A 21,066-nucleotide genomic window follows, 5' to 3' on the forward strand; every position below is an offset into this window, starting at 1 on the left:
CCGTCGACAAGATGTGTCCAGAACTTCAGCCGTGGTGGCTATCAGTCAGCCCGAAATGCGACTAGGCTCAATGGTGTGACTGAAGAAATGATTCATGCTGCCTACGATCCCGAGTTCGACTTCCGGGATCTGCCAAAAGTTTCTCTGCACGACCACCTCGACGGTGGTCTGCGCCCGTCGACCATTATCGAGCTTGCCGCAGAGGCCGGGCACGAGCTGCCCGCAACCGATGCCGAGGCTTTGGGCAATTGGTTCCGTGAATCGGCCGATTCCGGCTCGCTGCCGCGCTACCTGGAAACTTTCGAGCACACCCTTGCAGTAATGCAGACCCGCGAGGCCCTGATCCGCGTGGCCCGCGAGTTCGTCGAAGACCTGGCCGAGGACGGCGTGATCTACGCCGAAGTCCGCTACGCCCCGGAACAGCACCAGCGCCAGGGCCTGAGCCTGGACGATGTCGTGGACGCCGTGCAGGAAGGACTGGACCAGGCCTGCGAAGAACTGAACAGCGAAGGCCACCCGATGCAGGTCGGCCAGCTGCTGATCGCCATGCGCCATGCCGACAACGGCGTGGAAATCGCCAAGCTGGCGCTGCGCCACCGCGGCCACGGCGTGGTCGGCTTCGACATCGCCGGCGCCGAGGAGGGCTTCCCGCCTTCGCGCATGAAGGAAGCCTTCGACCTGCTGGCCGAGAACCTGTTCCCGACCACCGTGCACGCCGGCGAAGCCGCCGGTCTGGACTCCATCAAGGACGCCATCCTGGTGGGCCGCGCCCAGCGCCTGGGCCACGGCGTACGCGTGGCAGAGGACATCGAGATCGAATTCGGCGGCGTGGACGAGGACGGCGAGGAAGTCGGCGAGGACACCGGCCTGGTTTCGCTGGGCCCGGTGGCCAACTGGGTGCGCGAACGCGGCATCCCGCTGGAAATCTGCCCTTCCTCCAACCTGCAGACCGGGGCCACCGCCGAATTCGGCGAGGGCATCGAATCGCACCCGATCGACCTGCTGGTGCAGACCGGGTTCAACGTCACGATCTCCCCGGACAACCGCCTGATGTCCGGCACCACCCTGTCGGACGAGTTCGAGCTGCTGGTCGAGGCCTTCGACTACGACCTCGAAGACCTGCTGGACCTGACCCTGAACGCGGCCGAGGCGGCCTTCGTGCCGCTGGAGATGCGCGAACTGCTCGTCGAGTACATCAACGACTTCTACGACCACCTGCTGGACGGCGACGACGAAGATGACGAAGACGAAGACTTCGATGACGAGGACTACGAGGAAAACTAGCCTCGCCAGTTCCTGAGCACAGCAGCACCAAGGCAGCCTGCCCGGAGAATTCCGGGCAGGCTGCCTTGTTCAATCTCTAGATGTTCAATTTCTAGAACGGGTACTTCTTGGGAGTGCTCTGCACGCCCACCCAATGGTCGGTGGTGAACTCCTCGATGGCCCACTCGCCGTTGAAGCGGCCCAGTCCGGAGTTCTTCTCGCCGCCGAACATCACGTGCGGCTCGTCGTTCACCGGGATGTCGTTGACGTGCGTCATTCCTGCCTTGATGCCGCGGGCGAAGCGCACGCCCTTTTCGACGTCGCGGGTGAAGACCGCGCTGGACAGCCCGTAGCGGGTGTCGTTGGCCAATTCGAGCGCATGCTCTTCGCTGTCCGCCTTGGCGATACCCACCACGGGTCCGAAGATCTCCTCGCGGAACAGCTCCATCTGCGGGGTCACGTCGGCGAAAACGTGCGGCGGGATGACCCGGCCCTGGATCGCCCCGGAGAGCACCTCGCGGGCTCCCTCGGCCCGGGCCTGCTCGATCTTGGCGGTGACGGAGGCCAGCTGCGCGTCGTTGATGACCGGGCCGATCAGGTTCTTGCGCTCCGCCGCATCGCCGAAGCCCAGGGTGGACACCAGCTGAGCGTACTTCTGGACGAACTCGTCGTAGACCGGCGCCTGCACGATGATCCGGTTGATCGCCATGCAGATCTGGCCCTGGTGCAGGAACTTGCCCAGCGCCGCGGCCTTCACCGCTTCCTCCAGGTCCGCGTCCTGAAGCACCACGAACGGCGCATTGCCGCCGAGCTCCAGGGCCACGCGCTTCATGTGCTCGCCGGTCACCGCGATCTTGCCGACATTCTGCCCCACCTCGGTGGAGCCGGTGAAGGACACCAGCGAGGGGGCCGGATGGGCGACGAAGTAGTCGCCGATTTCCGAGCCGGAACCGACCAGCACGTTCAGCACGCCGGCCGGCGCCCCAGCTTCCTCGAAGGCCTTGGCCAGGACGAGGGCGCCGGAGAGCGGGGTGTCGGAGGCGGGCTTAAGCACCACCGTGTTGCCCAGCGCGAGGGCCGGGGCCACCGAGCGGGCGGAGAGCAGCATCGGGAAGTTCCACGGGCTGATCACCGCGACCACACCCAGCGGCTCGCGGTAGACGCGGTTCTCCTTGCCGGGGAAGTTCGAGGGCATGATCTTCCCGTGCACGCGGGACGGGAAGGTTGCCGCTTCGCGGATCGCGGCAATGGTGCCGCCCAACTCGATGTTGGCCTTCAGCTGCGCGGAACCCGACTCGGCGCTGAGCAGGGCCAGGATGTCCTTGTAGTTGGCCTGCAGGTAGTCGGCGGCCTTTTCCAGCACGGCGGTGCGGGCGGCCGGCGGCAGGGCAGCCCATGCGGACTGGGCCTCGGCGGCGGCCTGGTAGGCGGCGTCCACGTCAGCGGTGGAAGCCTGGCGGATTTCGGCAAGCACCGCATCGTCGAAGGGATTGGAAGAGGTCAGCGTGGAGGCGGAGGTGCCCTGTACCCACTGGCCGTTGATGAACAACGAGGAGGGCAGCTTCGCAAGGAAGGCTGGGCGTTCGGTTTCCTGCACGGTCATGGTCAGTCCTTTGGCTTGGAGGGTGAGGCTTAACGCAATGCTAGCCCGGATGTAACGCTCATTACAGGCGGCGGTGTTCGGACCCTGTCAGGGGCCGATTCCGCGGGGATAGGATGAATGCATGCCCAGCGAGAGAACTTCCATGGACCACCTGATCCAGACCGTGCGCACCCTGCGCGAGAAATGCGCGTGGACTGCGGCGCTGACCCACGAATCGCTGCGCACCTACCTGATCGAGGAAAGCTACGAGGTCCTGGATGCCATCGGAGCGGGGGACGCGCCGGCGCTCAAGGAAGAACTGGGCGACGTGTTCTTCCAGATCCTGCTGCATTCGCTCATCGCCGAGGAGCAGGAAAGCTTCACGCTGGAGGAGGTCGCAGCCACCCTGGACGCCAAGCTGCTGCGCCGCAATCGCCATGTTTTCGATGCCCAGGGGAATGTCCGCCAGGACGTCGTCAGCGACGTCGATGAAATCATCCGGGTCTGGGACGCGGCCAAGCAGGCCGAGCGGGGCGGCGCCCCGCGGGTGCGCCGCAACGCCGGCCTGCCTGCCGGCCTTCCCTCGTTGACGCTGGCGCAGAAGCTGCTTGACCGCCATACCAGGGCGGATTCCCCGGCCGCCGGGGAACACCGGATCAGTCCCGAGGTGCGCGGCCGCGTGGTCGATGAACGCAGCCTCGCCGCCGAGCTGATGGCGCTCACGGCGCGCGCCGAACAGCTGGGCTTGGACGCGGAATCGGTGCTCCGCGACCAGCTGCAGCGCAGCTACGGGGTGAAGGCGGACGAAACATCGTCGCCCGAATCAGGTTCAAAGCGCTAGGCTAGAGACAGGCAACGGCGCCAACGGTCACTCAGCGACCGCTGGCTGGCCAGCCCATTGACCACCCCTTTCTACAAGGAGTCCATACTCATGGCATTGATTGACGCCATTCACGCGCGCGAAATCCTTGATTCCCGCGGCAATCCGACCGTTGAGGTCGAGGTCCTGCTCACCGATGGTTCGCACGGCCGCGCCGCCGTTCCATCCGGCGCCTCCACCGGCCAGTTCGAGGCAGTAGAGCGCCGCGACGGTGACCAGAGCCGCTACCTGGGCAAGGGTGTACTGGGCGCAGTCGAGTCCGTCATCGAGGAAATCGCTGACGAGCTGGAGGGCCTTGACGCCACCGACCAGCGTGCCATCGACCAGGCAATGCTGGACCTGGACGGCACCAGCAACAAGTCCAAGCTCGGCGCTAACGCCATCCTGGGCGTCTCGCTGGCCGTGGCCAACGCCGCCGCAGTCAGCGCGAACCTGCCGCTGTTCAAGTACCTGGGCGGCCCGAATGGCCACGTCCTGCCGGTTCCGCTGATGAACATCCTCAACGGCGGCTCGCACGCCGACTCCGATGTTGACATCCAGGAATTCATGATCGCCCCGCTGGGCGCCGAGTCCTTCTCCGAGGGCCTGCGCTGGGGCGTCGAGGTGTACCACAACCTCAAGGACGTGCTGAAGGAAAAGAACCTTTCCACCGGCCTGGGCGACGAGGGCGGCTTCGCGCCGAACCTGCCGAGCAACCGCGCGGCACTGGAACTGATCACCGAGGCAATCAAGCGCGCCGGCTACACCCCGGGCGAGGACATCGCCCTGGCCCTGGACGTCGCCTCCTCCGAGTTCTACGAGAACGGCGCCTACCAGTTCGAAGGCGAAGCCCGCACGGCCGCCCAGATGAGCGACTACTACGCAGCCCTGGTTGCCGACTTCCCGCTGGTTTCCATCGAGGATCCGCTGGACGAGAACGACTGGGACGGCTGGAAGACCCTGACCGACGCCATCGGCGACAAGGTGCAGCTGGTGGGCGACGACCTGTTCGTGACCAACCCGCAGCGCCTGGCCGACGGCATCGAAAAGGGCACCGCCAACTCGCTGCTGGTGAAGGTCAACCAGATCGGCACCCTGACCGAGACCCTGGACGCCATCACCCTGGCCCAGCGTGCCGGCTACACCACCATCACCTCGCACCGTTCGGGCGAGACCGAGGACGTGACCATCGCGGACATCTGCGTGGCCACCAACGCAGGTCAGATCAAGACCGGTGCCCCAGCCCGCTCCGAGCGCGTGGCCAAGTACAACCAGCTGCTGCGCATCGAGGAAGACCTCGGCGCCTCGGCAGTTTACGCTGGCAAGAGCGCGTTCCCGCGTTTCAACAGCTAATCACCAGCTAAAGCGAATAAGCTCGTCGGTAGTGGATACCGGCGGGCTTTTCGTTATTTAATGGAGATATCGTCGATTTTCCACGGATGTACCACTTGCAGAACACCATGGGGAATGGGGGAATATGGCCCAGCGACCACCGCGCATGCCACGAAGGAACACCCCTCACCAGGGACAGGGCAAGCCGCTGGAATTCCCGGAGGCCGCGAACCGCGCCGCCGCCGGCCAGGCGCCGGCCCCCGAGCCCGAACCGGCGACCGATGCACTGCATATCGTGCGGGACACCGAACGCCCCGCGTCCGCGCCGAAGGTCCGCAAGCTTCCCAGCCCCTCGCGGTCCACGCAGGCCCATTCCACGCCGGGTGGCTCCAAGCCCGGCAGCTCCAAGCCTTCGGCCGCCAAGCCTGCCGCCGGCAAACCGGCAGCACCGGCCGGCCGCCGCGCCAAACCCGAGGAACCGGGCGCCCCTGCTCCCCAGCGCGCCGCCCACCCCGAGGGTTCCAAGCGTCCGCTGCGCGAGCGCGCCAAGGAAAAGCAGAACGAGCGGCGCCGCGAAGACCGGGCCAAGTTCTCCATGGCAGTGCGCCGCAAGCCGGGCCAGAAGCCCGAGCCGCAGGCGCCGGTCCAGCAGGGCGAACCGGTGGCGGCCCACCGCTTCTCCGGACGCATCGCCGCGCTGATCGTGGTCTTCGCCTTCTTCGCGGTCATGCTGGTTCCCACGGTGAACTACTACCGCACCCAGATGGCCCAGATCAACGAGCTGCGCGCTTCCATCGCGGCGATGGAAGCCCAGCGCGACGAGCTGAAAGCGGAGATCGCCCGGTGGGATGACCCGCTGTACATCAAGCAGCAGGCCCGCGAGCGGATAAACTTGGTGATGCCCGGTGAGAAGCTCTACATGGTTGTTGGCGAGAAGCCCGAAGACCAGAGCGCCGAATCCGGCAACGGCAGCACCTACGAAGTGCGCCAGGAACTGCCCTGGGTCGATGCGCTCATCGACTCGATCACCCGTTCCGCAACAGACTGACCGACGACGCAAAGAGACGAAACGTGACTGAACAGCCCATCCGCGAAGCCCTGGACGCCGCCGGACGAGTACCCAGCGAGCAGGACCTGGACACCCTCAGCCGCCAGCTGAACCGTCCGGTGCGGGATGTGGTGGAAATCGGTGCACGCTGCGTGTGCGGCAACCCGCTGGTCGCCACCACCGCGCCGCGGCTTTCCTCGGGCATTCCGTTCCCGACGACCTACTACCTGACCCACCCGGTGATCACCTCCGCCGTGTCGCGGCTGGAAGCCGCCGGGCTGATGAACGAGATGAACGATCGCCTGGCCGCCGAGGCGCCGCTGGCCTCCGCCTACGCCGCGGCCCACGACTCCTACCTGGCCAACCGCGACGCCATCGGCGAGCGTTCGGGCACCGGGGCGGTGCCGGAGATCGCCGGCGTCTCGGCCGGCGGCATGCCGACGCGCGTGAAGTGCCTGCACGTGCTGGTGGGCCATTCGCTGGCCGCCGGCGAGGGCGTGAACCCGCTGGGCGACGAGGCGCTGGAAGCCATCGCGCCATGGTGGACCAAGGACAAGTGCTTCTGCGTGGGCGCCTGGGACACCGAGGGCCAGGCCCCCAGCCAGGACCGTTCGCGCCACGTGAAGACCCAGGAAAAGGTCGACCCGGCCGTCAAGCGCGCCGAACGCGCCGCGAAGCGCGCGGCCCGCGAGGCCGCGCAGAACGCCGGGGAGCAGAAGTAATGCGCGTCGCCGGTATCGACTGTGGGACCAACTCCATCCGCCTGCTGATCGCCGACGTCGCCGCGGATGGCAGCGAGCTGCGCGACGTGGTGCGCACCATGCGCGTCGTGCGCCTGGGCCAGGGAGTGGACGCCACCGGCGCCTTCGCCCCCGAAGCCTTGGAGCGCACCTTCGCGGCGGTCAAGGAATACAAGAAGCTGTGCGACGAGCACCAGGTCCAGGCCATCCGCTTCGCGGCCACCTCCGCCGCCCGCGACGCCTCGAACCGCGAGCTGTTCACCAGCAAGATCACCTCGATCCTCGGCGTCGAGCCGGAGGTCATCAGCGGCCAGGAGGAGGCCCAGCTGTCCTTCGCCGGAGCCGCCTCGGTGCGCGCCGGCAAACCCGGGCAGGTGCTGGTCATCGACCTGGGCGGCGGATCCACCGAGTTCGTGCTGGGCGACCAGAGCGGCCCGCTCGCGGCCGCAAGCCTGGACATGGGCTGCGTGCGCGTGACCGAACGCTTCCACCTCGATGGGCTGCGCTCGCGACAGAGCCTGGAATTCCTGGATTCGACCCTGCAGACCCTGGACGGCGTGGTGGACGTGAGCCAGGTCGACGCGGTGATCATGGTCGCCGGCACCTGCACCACCCTCACCGCGCAGGCGCTGGGGCTGAGGCAGTACGATTCCGCGGCCATCCACGGAGCCGAGCTGAGTTTCGCCCAGATGAGCCAGGCTACCGCCTCGATGCTCTCCTATACCCGCGAGCAGCGCCAGGCGCTGGGCTTCATGCATCCGGGCCGCGTGGACGTCATCCAGGCCGGCGCGGTCATCGTCGAGCGCATCCTGGATTACCTTGAGCGCGCTAGCGGACACCGCGAGATGCTGCTGGTCGCCTCGGAGCACGACATCCTCGACGGCATCGCGGCCTCTGCCGCGCAGCGCGCTTGATTACACCGCAGGCAAGACAGGGCAGGAGATGACCTTGAAACAACCAGTACGTTCCGGCCGCCCGGCCGGCGCGCGCACCGCCGTTTCGGCCCTGCTCGCGACCCTGCTGGCCTTCGCGTTCCTGCTGCCCAGCTCCGTGGCGCAGGCCGACGACATGCGCAACGCCGAATACTGGCTGAAGTCGCTGGGAGTCACCGATGCGCAGAAGGAAACCAAGGGCGAGGGCGTGAAGGTCGCCGTCATCGACACCGGCATCGACACGAGCCACCGCGACCTCAAGGGAGCCGTGGTGGGCGGCGCCGACATGTCCGGGGCCGGGGGTGCCAAGGGCGATAAGCCCATCGGCGTGATGAGCGAGCACGGCACCCTGGTGGCCACCCTGCTGGCCGGCCGCGGCAACAACCAGGGGGAAATCGACCGGGTCACCTCAGAGAACCAGCGGTTGAAGTCGGCTTGGGAACAGGCCAAGAAGACCGCCGAGGAAGATGACAAGGACGTCCCGGAGGAACCCGAATACGAAAAGGTCCCGGCACTGACCGGCGGCAAGGACGGGGTGCTCGGCGTGGCGCCCAAGGCCGAGCTGCTGTCCGTGTCGCTGTGGATGGGCGACGGCAACCCATCGGGCATTTCCGTGGAGCAGCAGATCCCCAAGGCGGTGAAGTACGCCGTGGACTCCGGAGCCAAGGTCATCAACATGTCCCTGGGCTCCACCAGCCCGGCCTGGCCCGAAAGCTGGGACGAAGCATTCAAGTACGCCGAGGAGCGCGACGTGGTTGTCGTGGCCGCCGCAGGCAACCGCTCCGGCGGCATGAACCAGGTCGGCGCGCCGGCCACGATCCCGGGGGTGCTGACCGTCGCGGGCGTCGACGAGAACGGCAAGGCCTCGCAGGACTCCTCCACGGAGGGCATCTCCATCGGCGTGGCGGCCCCGGCGGAGAAGCTGGTCGGCGGGCTGCCGGACAACGGCTACGCCCGCTGGTCGGGCACCTCCGGCGCGGCGCCGCTCGTGGCGGGCGTGGCGGCGTTGATCCGCTCCAAGTACCCGGACATGCCCGCGGAGCAGGTCATCAACCGCATCCTGAAGACCGCCAAGGACACCGGTGCCGACGGGGTCGACAACCTCTACGGCTACGGCATCATCGATGCGAACGCCGCGGTGAATGCGGACGTCCCGGCGGTCAGCGAGAATCCGCTGGGCACCATCGCCGAATGGATCCGGGTGCACCGCCGCAATAGCGACCAGGCCTCGGACGTGCCCGACCCGGGCGTTTCCAAGGAGAAGTCGGACCTGAAGCAGGTGGCGGCTCCGGAACCGATCGCCCCGGACACTTCGACCCCGGCGCTGCAGCCGATGCTGGTCATCGGCGGATCGCTGATCCTGCTGCTGGTGCTGGTCATCGGCGGTGTGCAGGTCGGCTCCAGGGCCCGGAAGCAGGCCTTGACAGCCCAAGTGCACTCGGCCAAGCTCAGCGATTTGCCGGTCGGCAAGCCCAATGAGGGACGCGACCTGTTCGACGATATTCCCGAGGACGAGAAGTAGATGATGACCCGGTGTCCGCAAGGATGCCGGGTCATCTCCTTATTCACTGCTCTTTGTCCGTGGATTCCCTGTCGGAAGAGACGGGCGGGGCGCCCGGGGCCGGCGGGGCCGGCAGGGCCCCGAACGGCGCCGCGAATTCACCGGTGATCCTCTGGTACCGGGGAACGGCGGCGATCCAGAGGACGAGCCCGATCAGCATTGCGGCAACGGCCAGCCCCAGCAGCGCGAGGTCGCGTTCGGTGGCGGGGCAGCCGGCGGAGCTGTCATCGATCTCCGGGCAGCTGCGCCAGGGCTGGAGGAACATGATCACGCTGCCGGCAGCTCCCAGCAGCGTCAGCAAGGTGGCCAGGCAAATCAGGAACCTTCGGAATGCGCGCACGACCCAACCATTGCACGTCCGACGCGCCTCGGCCGGGCGGCCCCACAGCGTGCCGTCCGCCAGCTTGCGTGGACGGCGCTTGCGGGCAGTGAAACAGCCGTGAAAAACACGGAATCCGCACCCTGATCACCGGCTGCCATGGCGAATGCTCCGCACCGTGGCCGGACGGGCGACGGTTACGTGATTAAACATACTCATTAAGTTAGTGAATATTTTCACTAACTCCGAAAATCCGCGTAGAATCGACAGTATGTCGATCATCGAAAGCTCCCAGAAGCGTCCTCGCATTCTCGTCGTTGGCGGTGGCTATGTTGGCCTGTACGTTGCGATGAATCTGCAGAAGAAGGTTAAGTCCCACGGCGGCATCGTCACCGTGGTCGACCCGAACCCATATATGACCTACCAGCCGTTCCTGCCGGAAGTTGCAGGCGGCCAGATCGAACCGCGCCACGTCGTGGTCTCCCACCGTCAGCACCTCAAGCACTCCGAGCTGATCAACGGCCGCGTGCTGAGCATCGACCACGCCAGCAAGAAGGCCGTCATTGCTCCGGTCAACGGCGAAGAGTACGAACTTGAATACACCGATGTCGTGATGTCCGCCGGTGCGGTCACCCGCACCTTCCCGATCACCGGCCTGGCCGAGCAGGGCATCGGCCTGAAGACCATCGAAGAGGCCATCGCGCTGCGCAACAAGGTTGCCGAGCGCATCGAGTCGGCTTCGAACATGACTGATCCTGAAGCCCGCAAGCGCGCCCTGACCTTCGTGGTGGTCGGCGGCGGCTTCGCCGGCATCGAGACCATCGCCGAGCTCGAGGACATGGCACGCCACCTGGTAAGCCTGAACGACCGCGTGCAGCAGAGCGAAGTCCGCTTCGTGCTGGTCGAGGCCATGGGCCGCATCATGCCTGAAGTGACCGCCGAGCAGGCCGAATGGGTTGTCGAGCACCTGCGCAGCCGCGGCATCGAGGTCCTGCTGAACACCTCGCTGGCCGACGCCACCGATGGCTACCTGCAGCTGATCAACATGGCCGACAAGTCCCCGGCCGACGCCTTCTACTCGGACACCCTGATCTGGTGCGCCGGCGTCATGGCCAACCCGATGGTCCGCTCCACCGATTTCCCGATCGAGCAGCGCGGCCGCATCGAGACCCGCACCGACCTGCGCATCAAGGACGCGAATGGCGATGCGCTGGAAGGCGCCTGGGCAGCCGGCGACGTTTCGGCAGTCAAGGACGTCACCGGCGGCCTGCCGGACGGCACCTGCGTGCCGAACGCGCAGCACGCCGTGCGCCAGGCCAAGCTGCTGGCAAAGAACCTGTACGCAGCCCGCTACGGCGTTGGCCGCATCAAGGAATACAAGCACAAGAACCTCGGCGCCGTGGCAGGCTTCGGCAAGAACAAGGGTGTTGCCAAGGTCGTCGGCATCAAGCTCAAGGGCTGGCCGGCATGGATGGCCCACCGCGGCTACCACGGCATGGCCATGCCGACCTTCGAGCGCAAGTTCCGCGTGGTCGGCGACTGGATGGTTGCCTGGTTCTTCACCCGCGACGCGCTGCAGCTGAACAACCTCGAAGCACCCCGCACCGCCTTCGAGGAAACCGCCAAGCCGAAGAAGTAGCACTTCGCGGCCGATGATCGAATCACGGGTTGGGGATCGCCTTGCAGGCGGTCCCCAACCTGCGTGCCGGGCAATTTCCCGTTTCCCGAATCGATCGCGTAGGATTTTAGAGTCCTGCCCCTATGGTGGAATTGGCATACACGGCTGACTTAAAATCAGCTGCCGCAAGGCTTGTGGGTTCGAGTCCCACTGGGGGCACCACATTTGAAAGCTCCGGACTTCCCGCAAGGGCGTCCGGAGCTTTAGTGCATCCAAGCGCAGCCTCTGCGGCCGTCCCGCGGCCCAATCCGGGATTTTCGCTCATGGAGTAGAAATTTCGGTCTCCAAAGGCTGAAATCATCCCTTTGACTGAGCAGATTCACAGCAATTATCAATACTGTTAAGAACAGCAATATTTCGTACTGCCTGCCTACTGACCAGACAACCTACGGGGGAATAATCTTGAGCGGCAACCCAATCTTTGGTTCGAAGAACCAGGCCGACGCATGGGCCACCAAGCCCGGTGCTCCGGTTGGATTCCGTGACACCGCCAACCTGAGTGCCGAGCAGCTGGACAACATGTACCAGCAGCCGGCCGCCACCAGCGCCGACATGGGTCGCATGACCATCGGCGACACCATCAACAAGACCATTTTCACCCTCGGCCTTGTGGTGATCGGCGCGGCCATTGGCTGGGTGGTTCCTGCCCTGATGCTTCCCGGCGCCTTGGTCGGTTTCGTCCTCGGCTTGGTCAACGCCTTCAAGAAGAAGCCTTCCCCGGCGCTGATCCTCCTCTACGCGGCAGCCGAAGGCCTGTTCCTCGGCGGCCTGTCGCAGTTCCTCGACGGTCTGTACCCAGGCGTTGCCATCCAGGCAGTGGTCGCCACCTTCGCCGTAGCCGGCGTGACCCTGGCCTTGTACCGCTCGGGCAAGTACCGCATGACCCCGAAGCTGAACAAGATGTTCATGGTCGCCATGATCGGCATGGTCGTCTTCTCGCTGCTGAACATGGTGCTCATGCTCACCGGCGTCGTCGACGGCATGTTCGGCCTGCGCAGCGCCGGCGGCGGGGCGCTGGGCCTGATCATCGGCGTGCTGGCGATCCTGCTGGCCACCTACGCGCTGGTTTCGGACTTCACCATGATCGAGGAACTGTCCAAGCAGGGTGCCCCGGCCATCATGGCTTGGCGCGGCGCCTTCGGCCTGACAGTGACCTTGGTTTGGCTTTACACCGAGATTCTGCGCATTCTGGCAATCCTGCGTGGCGACGAGTAGCCATATTGAATTAGATTTCGAGGACCAGTGCCCATATCGGGTACTGGTCCTTGTTTTTTGTCACAATTTGGACATGGAATCCATCGGCGTGCACTCGGCGCGGTAGCGTAGGGACATGAAAAGTAATCGGTTAGAGCGTCTGCGCCGTCTGCGAGGCAACCTGCCGACCCTGAAGTCTGCCCAGCCCGCCGTGGTCCCCGTCGAGTCGCTGGACCTGCGCACGGCCGAGGACCTGCCGTACGGGGTGCGCCTGGCGGCGAGCTGGGCCTGGCGCCTGCTGATCATCGTCGCCGCGCTGGGGGTGGTCTTCTGGCTGCTGTCCAAGGTCTCGCTGCTGCTGATCTCCGTCATGGTTGCCGCGCTCTTGACCAGTCTGCTGTCGCCGGTCGTCAAGATCCTGCACGCCAAGCTCGCGGTGCCCCATGGCTTGGCCGTGGGCATCACGCTGATCGGCTTCCTGGCCTTGGTGACGGCCGGTCTTTCGATCGCGGGCCAGCGCCTTGGCGCCGGGTTCGCCGACCTGTGGACGCAAGCGCTGACCGGCATCCAGCAGATCCAGGACTGGCTGTTCAACGGTCCCCTGCAGCTGACCAATGACGACCTGCAAACCGTGCTGGACGACGCCCTCACCGAGCTGCGCGGCAACGCAAGCAACATCCTGAGCGAAGCCATCAGCTGGGGCTCGGCGCTGGGCCAGATCCTCACCGGGGTCCTGCTGACGGTCTTCTGCCTGATCTTCCTGCTGCTGGATGGGCGCAGGGTTGGGCTGTTCCTGATCAACCTGCTGCCGCGCCGCGCCAGGCCCGCCATGGACGGGGCGCTGACCCGGGGCTGGTCCTCGCTGGTGCGCTACGTGCGGGTGCAGATGCTGGTGGCGCTGATCGACGCGCTGGGCATCGGCTTCGGCGCATTCTTCCTGGGTGTCCCGCTGGCCCTGCCGCTGGGCGTGCTGGTGTTCATCGGCTCCTTCATCCCGGTGGTCGGCGCGCTGGTCACCGGAGCACTGGCCGTGCTGCTCGCGCTGGTCTCCAACGGCTGGGTCAATGCGTTGATCATGCTGGCCATCGTGCTGCTGGTGCAGCAGGCTGAATCGCACATCCTGCAGCCGCTGATCATGGGCAAGGCCGTGAGCCTGCACCCGCTGGCCGTGGTGCTGTCCGTGGCCGGAGGCACCATGGTGGCGAATATCGCCGGAGCCCTGTTCGCCGTGCCGCTGCTGGCCGTGTTGAACACGGTCGTCAAGTACCTCTCCCGGCGCAGCTGGGAAGACGATCCATTCGTCGCGCAGAACTACGGCACGAATCTGGCCGGTGCCAGAGCCCCCGCATCCGACCCGGAAGCTGCGGCCACCCCAGCGGCTCCACCAACATCATCACCTGCGCCGACACCCCGGCTTCCCGAGCATCCCGAGGACAAGAATCATGAGCACTGAAACCAAACTTCCGGTCAGCCTGGCGGATATCGAGGAAGCCGCGAAGGTCCTCAAGCCGGTTATCGCGCTGACCCCGGTCGAGCACTCCCGCGTGCTGTCCCAGCACCTGGGCGGCGAGGTCTACCTCAAGTGCGAGAACATGCAGCGCGCCGGATCCTTCAAGGTCCGCGGCGCCTACGTGCGCATGGCCAAGCTCAGCGAGGAGGAGAAGGCCCGCGGCGTCGTCGCCGCCTCGGCAGGCAACCATGCCCAGGGTGTCGCGCAGGCCGCCAGCCACCTGGGCATCAAGGCCCGCATCTACATGCCGCTGGGTGTCGCCCTGCCCAAGCTCACCGCAACGCGGGACCACGGCGCCGAGGTCGTCTTGTTCGGCGACACGGTGGACCAGGCCTTGGCCGAGGCACAGCGCTTCGCGGATGAAACCGGCGCGGTCTTCGTGCATCCCTTCGACCACCCCGACATCATCGCCGGGCAGGGCACCATCGGGCTGGAGCTGCTGGAGCAGCTGCCGGAGGTGGACACCGTGCTCATGGGCGTGGGCGGCGGCGGGCTGCTGGCCGGCGTGGCCATCGCGCTGAAGGAACGCGCCCGCGAGCTGGGCCGCGAGATCCGCGTGGTGGGCGTGCAGGCGGAGAACGCCGCGGCCTACCCGCCGTCGTTGGCGGCGGACGCCCTGGTGCCGCTGGACACCGTGCACACCATCGCCGACGGCATCGCCGTGGGCAAACCCGGCCAGCTGCCCTTCGCGATCATCAAGGAGCTGGTGGACGACGTCGTCACCGTCTCCGAGGACGCGCTGGCCCGCGCCCTGGTGGTGCTGCTGGAGCGCAACAAGCTGGTGGTGGAGCCGGCCGGCGCCGTGGGCGTCGCGGCGCTGCTGGAGAACAAGCTGGAGGAGCACGGGATCAACCCGGCGACCACCGCGGTGATCCTCTCCGGCGGCAACATCGACCCGCTGCTGATGCTCAAGGTGATCCAGCGCGGCCTGTCCGCCGCAGGACGCTTCCTGACCATCCGCATGATGCTTCCGGACCGCCCAGGCGCCCTGGCGCAGATCTCGCGCATCATCGCCGAATCGGATGCCAACGTGACCCGCCTGGACCACACCCGCATCGGCGGATCGCTGTCCATGGGCGACGTGGCGATCACCATCGATTTGGAGACCAAGGGCCACGAGCACTCCAAGATGGTGCTGAACAACCTGCGCGCCGAAGGATTCGACCCGCACATCACCAATACCGCAGGCGGCTCCGTCGCCTAGCCGGAACCCGCAAAAAGCCGCTGGCCGCCCCCGGAAGGGGGCGGCCAGCGGCTTATGGTCTTGCCTGGCGGGTGCTAGGCGGAGAACGGCTTGGCGGAGATGATCTCCACCTTGATGTCGCGGCCGTTCGGGGCGGCGTAGGTCAGCTTGTCGCCCACCTTGGCGCCGTGCACTGCCACGCCGATAGGGGACTGCTCGGAGTAGACCTCCAGGTCGGTGTCGCCGGCAACCTCGCGCGAACCGAACAGGAAAGTGGTCTCGTCGCCGGCGATGTTGGCCACGACCAGCATGCCCGGCTCGACAACTCCGTCATCGGCTGGAGCTTCACCGACATGCGCACGGCGCAGCAGGTCCTTCAGGTACAGGATGCGCGCTTCGGCCTTGCCCTGCTCCTCGCGGGCTGCGTGGTATCCACCGTTTTCCTTCAGATCGCCCTCGGAACGGGCCTGCTCGATACGGGCAACGATCTCGGCGCGGCCCGGGCCGGAGAGGAAGGTCAGTTCATTATTGAGCCGATCGTAGGCTTCCTGAGTCAGCCAAACGATGGGTTCGTTGCTGTTGGTGCTCACGGTTGTACTTCCTTTGGTCAGTCGGGACCTCGCCGCACCTTCCTCAGGAAAGTGGAAAGCCACCTGTACGGTGGCCTCGACGAAGTCGGATTCGGTACGTTTGGCGGATGCCGCATTCCTACAGATGCAAGCAAAGACCCCGCCAGCAACATGTTCCGGTTTGTCTTTCCGGTCATGCGCCGATGCGGGGCGAAACGTATCTTTTCATCGATAGTAGTCGCCAAACCTGAATAAACCCAATAGTTTCAGCTATCAGGTGAGTCAACAGGGGAAATGTCAGCCTTTGAAGTCCTGCGGGACGACAGTGCATTCCTCGATCCCGGCGGTGACGGCCAGGTTGTCGGTGTGCAGATCCACGGTGAGCGTTTGCTTCACCACGCCGGTCTGTTCGCCCGGATCCAATACGATGGTCTTGAATCCGACGATGGCTTTGGTTTTGTTCATGGCGCGAACATCGCACTGCACCCGGTCCTTGGCGTTGTATTCAACCGCGATCGTCGCCTGGGCCATGGTGGGGGACTCGACGTCGAAACCGACGTCCTGGTAGGAAAGCGCGTCATAGTTCGAGGAAGCGAAATAGGCTGCGCCGGCGATTCCAATGACCAGGGCCGAACCGATCAGGATGTTCCGGTTCTTTTTCGACAGGTGGCGTTTCTTGGGGTTGTTGTAGCGAGCCGTTAAGCTTGGATCAGACATTGCGCGCCTTGCACCACTCTCTTGCCTTGGCGGTGGCCCGGTATTCAAGGGCCTTCCGTTCATTGGGTCCTGGATGTTAAGTCTACCGTTGACTCGCTCCGGGGAATAACGGGAGGTCGGACAGTGGTTGAGATAGAGGGCGGGCGCGAAAGCCCCGCGCGAGTGTACAAAGTGCTGAAGGAAGTTGACCAGTGGAGAACCACGTGATGAAAAAGATCGCCCCTTCCCAGGGCCTGCGGCTCATGGCGATCCATGCGCATCCCGACGACGAGTCATCCAAGGGCGCCGCGACCATGGCGGCCTACGTCGACGCCGGCGCCGAGGTCATGGTCGTCAGCTGCACCGGCGGCGAACGCGGGGACATCCTCAACGCGGCGGCCGGCGAGCTCGCCCACGCGCACCGCGACCTGGCCGGAGTGCGCCGCACCGAAATGGCTGAAGCCGCCGCGGTCCTGGGCATCAAGCACCGCTGGCTGGGCTACGTCGACTCCGGGCTCCCCGAGGGCGACCCGCTGCCCGAGCTTCCCTTCGGCGCCTTCGCCCTGCAGCCGGTGGAGACCGCCTCGGCCGGCATCATCAAGCTGATCCGCGAATTCCGCCCGCACGTCATCGTCACCTATGACGAAAACGGCGGCTACCCGCATCCGGACCACATCCAGTGCCACAAGGTTTCCACCTTCGCCTTCGAGCACGCCGGAAACCCGGAAATGTACCCCGAGCTGGGCGCCCCGTGGCAGGTCGGCAAGCTCTACTACGACCGCGCGTTCTCCCCGGAGCGCTTCCGCACCCTGCACTACGCGATGCTCGAGTCGGGCTACGAATCGCCCTACACCGAGCGCGTGGCCCAGTGGGAAGCCGACGAGGACAACCAGATGTTCAAGTGGGTTTCACCACACACCACGACCACCCAGATCCTGTGCGCCGACTACTTCTCCCAGCGCGATCAGGCCCTGCTGGCGCACCGAACCCAGATAGATCCCGAGGGATTCTTCTTCGCCGTTCCGGAACACGTCTATGCTGAAAGCTGGCCGTGGGAGGACTACACCTTGATTTCCTCCAAGGTGGCCACCGAACTGCCGGAGTCCGACCTGTTTGCCGGACTAAGATAGTTCCCAATACCTTCCAGCTGTAGAAATGAGTTGTCTGTACACCGTGAATGCGATTTACGCGTCCGTGATCCTGGCATCGACCCGCAATACCTTCGGCACCGAGAAGGCCAGCGACTACGGTCCCGGTTTCCTCGGCTTCGTCTTCACCGCCGTGATGGTTGTCGCCGGCATCTTCCTGATGCGTGACATGGTCCGTCGTGTACGCCGTGTGCGCTACCAGTCCGAGGCCGAGCAGCGCCAGCAGCAGATGATGGACGAAGGCGAAAAGCGCACGCTCGAAGAGCCGGACGAGCCGATCGACCCGAAGACCAGCGAAGACAAGTAGTCCGTGCTAGCTTGAAGTCGTGGCTCAGCGACTTTCAGGCTCTTCGAGCCAATACCTCAGGCAACATGCGCACCAGCTAGTGGACTGGTTCCCCTATGGGGACCAGGCCTTCGAACAGGCGCGCCTGCGCGATGTCCCGGTGATGCTCTCCATCGGGTATTCGGCCTGCCACTGGTGCCACGTGATGAGCCATGAGTCCTTTGACGACCCCGCCATCGCGCAGCTGCTCAACGAGCATTTTGTCGCCATCAAGGTGGACCGCGAGGAACACCCGCTGGTGGACGACACCTACATGATGGCCACCCAGGCGCTCACCGGCGCCGGGGGCTGGCCCATGACCATCTTCGCCCTGCCCGACGGCAGAGCCTTCCACGCCGGAACCTACTATCCGGCCGTGCCCCGGGGCAAGACCCCCTCCTTCACCCAGGTGCTCAACGCCGTGAATGAAGCCTGGGAAACCAAGCGCGACGGGCTAGCCGAACAGGCAGACATGCTCGCCGGCCACCTGGCGGAGCTTGGCGCCAGGCAGGGCGCCTTGTTGTCCCTGCATTCGGCGCTGCCCGCGCAGCAGTCCCAGGAAGCTGCAGTGACGCACTGGATCTCCGCCACCCGACCTGAGGGCGGCACCACGCCCGCACCGAAATTCCCGCCCACCTGGGCGCTGAAAACCCTGTGGCGCTCGGCGCTGGCCGGAGGCAGCCGCGGCGACGAGGCCTTCAACGCCGCAGCCACCACGCTGGAGGCGATCCTGTGCGGCGGCCTGCAGGACCATCTGGGCGGCGGCTTCGCCCGCTACTGCGTGGACGAGCACTGGTCGGTACCGCACTTCGAGAAAATGCTCTACGACAACGCCGGGCTGCTCTCGTTGTGCGCCCGCAGCGCCGTGCTCGCCGGGGAATACGCGCGCGGCGCCGCCGGCGCCCAGCAGCAGCGCGCCGAAGCCCTTGCCGCAGCCGCCCGGGCCGCCGCCTTGGACACCGCCGAATTCCTGCGCCGCGAGATGCGTGTCGGCGCGGACGGCGGCGGGCCGCAGGCCCTGGCCAGCTCGCTGGACGCCGATTCGCCGCGCGAGGGGAAGAACATCGAAGGCGCCTACTACACGTTCTCCCGGGCCGAACTGAACGCGGCCCTCGACGGGCTCGACGCCCTGCCGCCGAACCTGGTCCGGCTCGCCGAGGTCGCCGAGGATCCCGGGCGCTACTGCCTGTCGCTGGCCCGATTCCCCCATGCCGGGGAAGAGCCGCTGTGGAACCAGCTGAAACAGGAGCTCGGCCTGGTGCGGGCCACACGCCAGCGGCCCGGGCGGGACGCCAAGGTCATCGCCGGATGGAACGGGCTGGCTATCGAGGCCCTATGCGAGGCCGGCACCCTGCTGGACGCACCCGAATTGCTGGAGATGGCCGAGGAGGCCGCCACCGCGGTGTGGCAGGCGCATTGGGACCCCGAAACCCGCCGCTTGGCCCGGGTCAGCTTCGACGGGAAGGCCGAGCACTCCAACGAGGGAACCTTGCAGGACTACGCGGCGCTGGCCCTGGGACTGCTGGCCCTTGACTCCGCGCGAGGCAACGGGCCCTGGGCAGCGCGCGCCGATGCGCTGCTGGGACGCGCTGGCGACTTCATCGATCCTGGGACCGGGGTGCCGCGCGATGCGGTGCAGCTGGATGCGCGGCTGAGCGCCCAGCGAGCGGCCGGCGCGGCGACAGTGCTGGATGACGCCATCCCGGCCGCCGGTGCGTTGTACGCCATGGCGCTGGCGCGCCGGGCGGTCACGGCCATGGCGGACGGCGCCTGGACCAACGCCCAAGCCGCCGGCCTGGAGCGGGCGGGGGAGCTGACCGTGCATGCGCTGGCGCTGGCCACCGAAGTCCCGACCCAGGTCGCCACCGCGCTGGAAGTCCAGGCCGTGCTCAACGCTCCCGTGCAGTACGCGACCGTGGGCGGCGCGCAGCCGGATCAGCTGGCGCGGCTGCGCCGGCTGGGCCGGTCGATGCGACTGGAACTACGCGAGGAGAAGGACGCAGCGGGTCCCGCGGGGACGCTGCGCATCCAGGGATGCCGCAAGGAGCTGTGCCAGGCCCCGGTGGATTCGTTGGAGCGCTTTGTGCAAACCCTGCACCACCACTGAATCACCGCTTCCGCCACGCAAGATGAAGGGAACGGGCGGGCGGACACGGTAGATTTAGAATCTAGGGTTTTTGACTTCCAATGAAAGGCAGGGCGCGGTGCAGCTTCCCAACCTCGCGTACCGTTTCTATGAACGGCGCCTGGCAAAGTCGCTTCCTGCCGACAAGCTGCCGCACCACATCGGCGTGATGGTGGACGGCAACCGCCGTTGGGCCAAGCTCGCTGGAACCCCGACGGTCGCCGGCCACCAGGCCGGCGCGGACAAGATCCTGGAGTTCCTGGACTGGTGCGAAGACCTGAACATCAAGGTCGTCACCCTGTACATGCTCTCCACGGACAACCTGAACCGCGAGCCGGGGGAGCTGCGCGACCTGCTTGAAGTCATCGGGTCCACGCTGGACCGGCTGGGAGAGACCAACCGGGTCAAGGTCCAGCAGGTCGGGGCCCGCGACCTGCTGCCGGCGGAGCTGGCGCAGAAGCTGGCCGCGCTGGAATCCGCAACGGCGAACCGCGGCGGCGTGCACGTGAACGTGGCCATCGGCTATGGCGGACGCCGGGAAATCCTGGACGCCATCAAGTCGCTGCTGCGCGATGCAGCCAAGGACGGGCGCACCCTCGAACAGGTCACCGACCAGCTGTGCACCGATGACATCGAGTCCTACCTGTACACCAAGGGACAGCCCGACCCGGACCTGGTGATCCGCACCAGCGGGGAGCAGCGCCTGAGCGGCTTTTTGACCTGGCAGAGCGCCTACTCCGAGTTCTACTTCTGCGAAGCCCTATGGCCGGATTTCCGCCGGGTAGATTTCCTGCGCGCCCTGCGCGATTTCGCCGACCGCCAGCGCCGCTTCGGCACCTAGGAATCCGCGGTGCGGCAAATATTGGGAAAAACGTTGCCTACTCGTAACCCGACACGATGTTCGCTGCCCGGGGTTTGGGGCTATCGTGGGCACTAAGGCGGGGGCAAGCAGCCCCCGCTGAGCGAAGGGTTTCCCACTAGATGACCACAGCAGCGTTCACC

At 66.0% G+C, this 21,066-nt stretch carries 19 protein-coding genes and 1 tRNA gene; 16 read left to right on the forward strand and 4 right to left on the reverse strand.

All coding sequences use genetic code 11. From position 1 onward, the window contains the following. The first annotated feature begins 75 nt into the window (after window positions 1–75). Window positions 76–1,284, forward strand: coding sequence for an adenosine deaminase (locus ACTX90_RS03940; protein ID WP_113606800.1), 1,209 nt, complete (start codon window positions 76–78; stop codon window positions 1,282–1,284). A gap of 91 nt (window positions 1,285–1,375) precedes the next feature. On the opposite strand, the gene ACTX90_RS03945 is transcribed toward ACTX90_RS03940, so the two are convergent. Then, window positions 1,376–2,866, reverse strand: a complete 1,491-nt coding sequence (locus tag ACTX90_RS03945) for an aldehyde dehydrogenase family protein (RefSeq protein ID WP_443443168.1) — start codon at window positions 2,864–2,866, stop codon at window positions 1,376–1,378. 121 nt (window positions 2,867–2,987) lie between these two features. On the opposite strand from ACTX90_RS03945, the gene ACTX90_RS03950 reads away from it, so the two are divergent. From ACTX90_RS03950 to ACTX90_RS03975, 6 genes are all read left to right on the forward strand, one after another. Then, entirely contained in the window at window positions 2,988–3,686 is a 699-nt protein-coding gene (locus ACTX90_RS03950) for a MazG nucleotide pyrophosphohydrolase domain-containing protein (RefSeq protein ID WP_047118424.1), read from the forward strand. Window positions 3,687–3,776: 90 nt separating this feature from the next. Then, complete coding sequence (gene eno, locus ACTX90_RS03955) at window positions 3,777–5,057, forward strand: phosphopyruvate hydratase (protein ID WP_047118425.1); 1,281 nt, start codon at window positions 3,777–3,779, stop codon at window positions 5,055–5,057. Window positions 5,058–5,202: 145 nt separating this feature from the next. After that, a complete protein-coding gene (locus ACTX90_RS03960) occupies window positions 5,203–6,084 on the forward strand; it encodes an FtsB family cell division protein (protein WP_235359880.1) in 882 nt (293 codons plus the stop codon). A 23-nt stretch (window positions 6,085–6,107) separates the two neighbouring features. Continuing rightward, complete coding sequence (locus ACTX90_RS03965) at window positions 6,108–6,806, forward strand: DUF501 domain-containing protein (protein WP_161447893.1); 699 nt, start codon at window positions 6,108–6,110, stop codon at window positions 6,804–6,806. Then, a complete protein-coding gene (locus ACTX90_RS03970; RefSeq protein ID WP_443443171.1) occupies window positions 6,806–7,738 on the forward strand; it encodes a Ppx/GppA phosphatase family protein in 933 nt (310 codons plus the stop codon). Before ACTX90_RS03965 ends, ACTX90_RS03970 begins: the two co-directional genes overlap by 1 nt. Window positions 7,739–7,772: 34 nt before the next feature. Continuing rightward, window positions 7,773–9,278, forward strand: coding sequence for a S8 family peptidase (locus ACTX90_RS03975; RefSeq protein WP_443443173.1), 1,506 nt, complete (start codon window positions 7,773–7,775; stop codon window positions 9,276–9,278). 43 nt (window positions 9,279–9,321) lie between these two features. Here ACTX90_RS03975 and ACTX90_RS03980 read toward each other — a convergent pair whose 3' ends face one another. Then, complete coding sequence (locus tag ACTX90_RS03980) at window positions 9,322–9,657, reverse strand: hypothetical protein (protein WP_443443174.1); 336 nt, start codon at window positions 9,655–9,657, stop codon at window positions 9,322–9,324. A 250-nt stretch (window positions 9,658–9,907) separates the two neighbouring features. Between ACTX90_RS03980 and ACTX90_RS03985 the strand changes: the two genes are divergently transcribed. The 5 genes from ACTX90_RS03985 (at window position 9,908) to ilvA (ending at window position 15,222) form a co-directional block, all read left to right on the forward strand. Next, window positions 9,908–11,275: an NAD(P)/FAD-dependent oxidoreductase gene (locus ACTX90_RS03985; RefSeq protein WP_047118429.1), complete on the forward strand. Its 1,368-nt coding sequence runs from the start codon at window positions 9,908–9,910 to the stop codon at window positions 11,273–11,275. A gap of 116 nt (window positions 11,276–11,391) precedes the next feature. Then, window positions 11,392–11,476: transfer RNA gene (locus ACTX90_RS03990), tRNA-Leu, on the forward strand. Between the two features lie 234 nt (window positions 11,477–11,710). Next, complete coding sequence (locus ACTX90_RS03995) at window positions 11,711–12,529, forward strand: Bax inhibitor-1/YccA family protein (RefSeq protein WP_047118433.1); 819 nt, start codon at window positions 11,711–11,713, stop codon at window positions 12,527–12,529. A 115-nt stretch (window positions 12,530–12,644) separates the two neighbouring features. Then, window positions 12,645–13,961, forward strand: coding sequence for an AI-2E family transporter (locus ACTX90_RS04000; protein ID WP_443443176.1), 1,317 nt, complete (start codon window positions 12,645–12,647; stop codon window positions 13,959–13,961). Beyond that, window positions 13,951–15,222 (forward strand): threonine ammonia-lyase, encoded by a 1,272-nt coding sequence (gene ilvA, locus ACTX90_RS04005; RefSeq protein WP_443443178.1) that lies wholly within the window; start codon window positions 13,951–13,953, stop codon window positions 15,220–15,222. The genes ACTX90_RS04000 and ilvA overlap by 11 nt, the downstream gene beginning before the upstream one ends. A 74-nt stretch (window positions 15,223–15,296) precedes the next feature. On the opposite strand, the gene greA is transcribed toward ilvA, so the two are convergent. Together greA and ACTX90_RS04015 are read right to left on the reverse strand one after the other, a co-directional pair. Next, window positions 15,297–15,791 carry a transcription elongation factor GreA gene (greA, locus tag ACTX90_RS04010; protein ID WP_047118436.1) on the reverse strand — a complete coding sequence of 165 codons (495 nt, stop codon included), beginning with the start codon at window positions 15,789–15,791 and terminating at the stop codon, window positions 15,297–15,299. A 276-nt stretch (window positions 15,792–16,067) separates the two neighbouring features. Next, window positions 16,068–16,487, reverse strand: a complete 420-nt coding sequence (locus ACTX90_RS04015; RefSeq protein ID WP_181728045.1) for a DUF4307 domain-containing protein — start codon at window positions 16,485–16,487, stop codon at window positions 16,068–16,070. 203 nt (window positions 16,488–16,690) lie between these two features. On the opposite strand from ACTX90_RS04015, the gene mca reads away from it, so the two are divergent. The 4 genes from mca (at window position 16,691) to ACTX90_RS04035 (ending at window position 20,905) form a co-directional block, all read left to right on the forward strand. Beyond that, the gene (gene mca, locus ACTX90_RS04020) at window positions 16,691–17,596 is read left to right on the forward strand and encodes a mycothiol conjugate amidase Mca (RefSeq protein ID WP_443443979.1); all 906 of its coding nucleotides are present in this window, start codon (window positions 16,691–16,693) and stop codon (window positions 17,594–17,596) included. 43 nt (window positions 17,597–17,639) lie between these two features. Beyond that, window positions 17,640–17,921: a hypothetical protein gene (locus tag ACTX90_RS04025; protein ID WP_053797498.1), complete on the forward strand. Its 282-nt coding sequence runs from the start codon at window positions 17,640–17,642 to the stop codon at window positions 17,919–17,921. 19 nt (window positions 17,922–17,940) lie between these two features. Further along, complete coding sequence (locus ACTX90_RS04030; protein WP_443443181.1) at window positions 17,941–20,046, forward strand: thioredoxin domain-containing protein; 2,106 nt, start codon at window positions 17,941–17,943, stop codon at window positions 20,044–20,046. Between the two features lie 97 nt (window positions 20,047–20,143). Continuing rightward, a complete protein-coding gene (locus tag ACTX90_RS04035) occupies window positions 20,144–20,905 on the forward strand; it encodes an isoprenyl transferase (protein WP_047118439.1) in 762 nt (253 codons plus the stop codon). The last annotated feature ends 161 nt before the right edge of the window (window positions 20,906–21,066 follow it).

The sequence above is a fragment of the Glutamicibacter soli genome (genome assembly GCF_052322135.1).
In the GTDB taxonomy this organism is placed as follows: domain Bacteria; phylum Actinomycetota; class Actinomycetes; order Actinomycetales; family Micrococcaceae; genus Glutamicibacter; species Glutamicibacter soli.

Coding starts and splice junctions, on each gene's coding strand:
- ACTX90_RS03945 (WP_443443168.1), bottom strand. CDS start 2,866: ATGACCGTGCAGGAAACCGAACGCCCAGCCTTCCTTGCGAAGCTGCCC.
- ACTX90_RS03950 (WP_047118424.1), top strand. CDS start 2,988: ATGCCCAGCGAGAGAACTTCCATGGACCACCTGATCCAGACCGTGCGC.
- eno (WP_047118425.1), top strand. CDS start 3,777: ATGGCATTGATTGACGCCATTCACGCGCGCGAAATCCTTGATTCCCGC.
- ACTX90_RS03960 (WP_235359880.1), top strand. CDS start 5,203: ATGCCACGAAGGAACACCCCTCACCAGGGACAGGGCAAGCCGCTGGAA.
- ACTX90_RS03970 (WP_443443171.1), top strand. CDS start 6,806: ATGCGCGTCGCCGGTATCGACTGTGGGACCAACTCCATCCGCCTGCTG.
- ACTX90_RS03985 (WP_047118429.1), top strand. CDS start 9,908: ATGTCGATCATCGAAAGCTCCCAGAAGCGTCCTCGCATTCTCGTCGTT.
- ACTX90_RS04000 (WP_443443176.1), top strand. CDS start 12,645: ATGAAAAGTAATCGGTTAGAGCGTCTGCGCCGTCTGCGAGGCAACCTG.
- ilvA (WP_443443178.1), top strand. CDS start 13,951: ATGAGCACTGAAACCAAACTTCCGGTCAGCCTGGCGGATATCGAGGAA.
- ACTX90_RS04015 (WP_181728045.1), bottom strand. CDS start 16,487: ATGTCTGATCCAAGCTTAACGGCTCGCTACAACAACCCCAAGAAACGC.